This is a genomic window from Azospirillum isscasi, from assembly GCF_030849505.1.
Taxonomy (GTDB): domain Bacteria; phylum Pseudomonadota; class Alphaproteobacteria; order Azospirillales; family Azospirillaceae; genus Azospirillum; species Azospirillum isscasi.
In genome coordinates, this window is the sequence record NZ_JAUJFI010000286.1 from 1 (window position 1) to 3,241 (window position 3,241).

The following is a 3,241-nucleotide window of genomic DNA, read 5'->3' on the forward strand; positions in this document are numbered from 1 at the left end:
CACCGCCCGCTCGCCTGCGTGATTCTCGCCGCCGGCAAAGGCACCCGCATGAAGTCGGACCTGCCGAAGGTCCTGCACCGCGTGGCCGGCCAGCCGATGGTCGGCCATGTGCTGTCCGCGGTGAAGGCGCTCGACCCCGACCATGTGGTCGTGGTGGTCGGCCCCGGCATGGACGACGTGGCCGCCGCCGTCGCCCCCTACCCCACCGCCGTCCAGCACGAGCAGCGCGGCACCGCCGACGCCGTGCGCGCCGCCTTCGGCCTGCTGGAGGGCTTCGCCGGCGACGTCGTGGTGCTCTACGGCGACACCCCGCTGGTCACCCCGGACACGCTGCGCGCCATGGTCGCCGCCCGCCGCCAGCCCGGCGACCCGGCGGTCGTCGTGCTGGGCATGCGCCCCGGCGATCCCGGCGCCTACGGCCGCCTCATCCTCAACGCCCGCGGCGGGCTGGAGAAGATCGTCGAGTATCTCGACGCCTCCGAGGAGGAGCGCCGGGTCACCCTGTGCAACGCCGGGCTGATGGCCTTCGACGGCGCGCGGATGTTCGACCTGATCGGCCGGATCGGCAACGCCAACGCCAAGAGCGAGTACTACCTCACCGACGTCGTGCAGATCGCCCGCGGCAACGGCATGGCCTGCGCGGTGGTCGAGGCCGCCCCGGCCGAGGTCGTCGGCGTCAACTCCCGCGCCGAGCTGGCGGAGGTGGAGGCGCTGATCCAGCGCCGCCTGCGCAAGGCCGCCATGGACAACGGCGCCACCCTGACCGACCCCGACAGCGTCACCTTCTGCGTCGACACCCGCCTGGGCCGCGACGTGATCGTCGGCCCCCACGTGGTGTTCGGCCCCGGCGTGGCCGTGGCCGACCGGGTCGAGATCAAGGCCTTCAGCCACCTCGAGCAGGTCCGCGTCGACAGCGGCGCCCAGATCGGTCCCTACGCCCGCCTGCGCCCGGGCGCGGAGATCGGCCGCGACGCCCACATCGGCAACTTCGTCGAGATCAAGAACGCGACGATCGAGGCCGGGGCCAAGGTCAACCACCTGACCTACATCGGCGACGCGCGGGTCGGCGCCAAGGCCAACATCGGCGCCGGCACCATCACCTGCAACTACGACGGCTACGCCAAGAGCCGCACCGACATCGGCGCCGGGGCCTTCATCGGCTCCAACACCGCGCTGGTCGCCCCGGTGAGGGTGGGCGACGGCGCCATCGTCGGGGCGGGCAGCGTGGTCACCGCCGACGTCGAGGGCGACGCCCTGGCCGTGGCGCGGGCCCGCCAGCAGGCTTACACCGGCTGGGCCCGGCGTTTCCGCGACCGGAAGCAGAAAGAGAACGCGAAAAAGGCGTAAGATCGCACCGGCTGCCCGTTCCCCCGGCCCCGGCCATCATTCAGGAGTTGCAGGTTCATGTGTGGCATCATCGGCATCATCGGCACGCATGACGCGGCCCCCCGTCTCGTCGAGGGCCTGCGCCGCCTCGAATACCGCGGTTACGACAGCGCCGGCGTGGCCACGCTGGTCGAGGGCGGCATCGAGCGCCGCCGCGCCGAGGGCAAGCTGCTCAACCTCGACGCCAAGCTGCGCGAGGCGCCGCTGCCCGGCGTGATCGGCATCGGCCACACCCGCTGGGCCACCCACGGCGGCCCGACCGAGGCCAACGCCCACCCGCACGCCACCCGCCGCGTCGCCGTGGTGCACAACGGCATCGTCGAGAACTACCAGGAGCTGAAGGCGGAGCTGATCGAGCACGGCTACGTCTTCGAGAGCGCCACCGACACCGAGGTGATCGCCCACCTCGTCACCTACTACATGGACAAGGAAGGGCTCGGCCCGGTCGCGGCGGCGGCGGCCTCGTTCAAGCGCTTCACCGGCGCCTTCTCGCTGGTGCTGCTGTTCGCCGGCGAGGAGGACATGCTGATCGGCGCCCGCCACGGCACGCCGCTGGCCGTCGGCTACGGCGAGGGGGAGATGTATTTCGCCTCCGACGCCTTCGCGCTCGCCCCGCTGACCAACCGCATCTGCTATCTGGAGGACGGCGACTGGGTCGAGCTGACCCGCGCCGGCGCGGTGATCCACGACGCCTCCGACGCGGTGGTGGAGCGCCCGGTGAAGACCACGGCGCTGTCCGGCGCGCTGATCGGCAAGGACGGCTACCGGCACTACATGCTCAAGGAGATCTACGAGCAGCCGCAGGTGATCGGCGACACGCTGAACGCCTACATCAACCCGGAGACCGGGCGGATCACCCTGCCGGAGGCCAACTTCGCCATCGCCAAGGCGACGAAGCTGACCATCGTGGCCTGCGGCACCGCCTATTACGCCGGCGTGGTGGCGAAATACTGGTTCGAGACGCTGGCCCGCCTGCCGGTCGAGGTCGACATCGCCTCGGAGTTCCGCTACCGCGAGGCGCCGCTGCCGGAGGGCGGGGTGGCGCTGTTCATCAGCCAGTCGGGCGAGACGCTGGATACGCTGGAGGCGCTGCGCTACTGCAAGCGCCAGGGCCAGAAGATCCTGTCGATCGTCAACGTGCCGGAGAGCACCATCGCGCGGGAGTCGGACGCGGTTCTGTACACGATGGCCGGTCCGGAGATCGGCGTGGCCTCGACCAAGGCCTTCACCACGCAGTTGACCACGCTGGCCTGCCTGGCGGTGACGGTGGGCCATGAGCGCGGGGTGATCCCGGCGGAGCGGATGCCGCAGATCGCCCAGGCGCTGCGCGAGGTGCCGGCGCGCGCCGCCGACGTGCTGGCCCACGACGAGCGCCTGCACGAGCTGGCCCACGAGGTCGCGGAGGCCCGCGACGTGCTGTATCTGGGCCGCGGCGCGATGTACCCGCTGGCCCTGGAAGGCGCGCTGAAGCTGAAGGAGATCAGCTACATCCACGCCGAGGGCTACGCGGCGGGCGAACTGAAGCACGGCCCGATCGCGCTGATCGACGAGAACGTGCCGGTGATCGTGCTGGTGCCGTCGGACGGGCTGTTCGAGAAGACGGTGTCGAACGTCCAGGAGGTCTGCGCGCGGTCGGGCAAGGTGCTGCTGATCGCCGACCGCAAGGGCATCGACAAGCTGGCCGACAAGGTCCGCTGGTCGCTGGAGCTTCCCGCCTGCGACCCGCTGGTCGCCCCGCTGCTCTACGCCATCCCGGTCCAGCTCCTGGCCTACCACGTCGCCGTCCTCAAGGGCACCGACGTCGACCAGCCGCGCAACCTCGCCAAGTCGGTCACCGTCGAGTAACGCGGACCGC

The 3,241-nt window shown here is 71.1% G+C and carries 2 protein-coding genes; both read left to right on the forward strand.

Annotation, left to right across the window (positions count from 1 at the left end):
- Window positions 1-1,347 (forward strand): bifunctional UDP-N-acetylglucosamine diphosphorylase/glucosamine-1-phosphate N-acetyltransferase GlmU (glmU, locus tag QSG27_RS28180; protein WP_306712076.1); only part of this gene is annotated, 1,347 nt, incomplete at its 5' end.
- Window positions 1,348-1,404: 57 nt separating this feature from the next.
- A complete protein-coding gene (gene glmS, locus QSG27_RS28185; protein ID WP_306712078.1) occupies window positions 1,405-3,231 on the forward strand; it encodes a glutamine--fructose-6-phosphate transaminase (isomerizing) in 1,827 nt (608 codons plus the stop codon).
- Window positions 3,232-3,241 lie beyond the last annotated feature (10 nt).

What these genes read in the sequence shown, in the direction of transcription:
- glmS (WP_306712078.1), top strand. Translation starts at nt 1,405, where the DNA reads ATGTGTGGCATCATCGGCATCATCGGCACGCATGACGCGGCCCCCCGT.